Genomic DNA, 940 nt, shown 5'->3' on the forward strand with positions numbered 1-940 from the left:
AAGATCTAAGTGGATGTCGCGTGAGATATTCAAGCATTCGAATCTGCACCCGAATCGACAGCTTCCGATTTCGCTCGGGAATCAGAGGGGCGACGTTCCGGCCAGTACACCACCAGGCAATACACCCCCACCGACAGCGGCAGGACTACGAGACGTAGTCCGAGGGTTCCCCAGATGCTCACCCTTGCCTCCCGCTCTGATACATCGGCCATCTAGCGAACGACAGCCGAGGTAGGACGGCCTCGACATCGGCTAATCCCATGAGGCTGTTCAGGGTGAGCGGGTCCAGATGGTTCGCCGAAGGGATGATCACCGCATCGACATCAGCAGTGCGGACCTGATCCGGCAACGGCAGCAATGAACTAGCCGGCCAAATGAGGGCGTAGCCCAGATGCCTCGCCAGGCGCTGCACCTGGGCGCGATCCCAGTCCGGCGCGACGGTGACATCGGAGTCGATCCACGCGAGAGCCGTGGGGCGGAATCTCATGTGCACACCTTCTTGTCCCGTGGTGCCGCGCGTGTCGATCGGTCCATGGGTCTCAACCGGCGGCGATAGCGTCTTTACATCGCCGAGCGTATACGAAGATACGTATACGGACAACTGTTCCAGTGCACTGACCAGCAGGTTTGATCTTTCTCGGACTTCGTATACGCAAATCCCTTGTGCGTATACGAACCTACGTATACGATGATGTCCATCGCCGCTACCGAGTGAGGCGAGATTCGAAATTCACCCAGACACAAGGAGATTCAGTCATGGCACTCAAGGATCTGCGTTTCAACGTCGCGTTCAACGAAGCGTTCGAGAAGGGTCTTGTGCTGGTCGGTGAGATCGAGCCGGATACCGAGTACAACCAGAACCGCAACGCTCCGGCTCGTCAGAAGGTGGACCCGGTGACGGGTCTGCGGCAGTGGAAGGCCACCGCGACGAATCCGGCCG

The 940-nt window shown here is 58.7% G+C and carries 1 protein-coding gene and 1 pseudogene; one reads left to right on the forward strand and one right to left on the reverse strand.

What is annotated here, in order from left to right:
- Positions 1–178 precede the first annotated feature (178 nt).
- Positions 179–487: a glycosyltransferase family A protein gene (locus tag ON37_RS26555; RefSeq protein WP_040723149.1), complete on the reverse strand. Its 309-nt coding sequence runs from the start codon at positions 485–487 to the stop codon at positions 179–181.
- Between the two features lie 269 nt (positions 488–756).
- Here ON37_RS26555 and ON37_RS26560 point away from each other — a divergent pair.
- Positions 757–940 (forward strand): annotated as a pseudogene (locus ON37_RS26560) (hypothetical protein); the annotation flags it as partial.

It is taken from the genome of Nocardia veterana NBRC 100344, assembly GCF_000308855.1.
Lineage (GTDB): Bacteria > Actinomycetota > Actinomycetes > Mycobacteriales > Mycobacteriaceae > Nocardia > Nocardia veterana.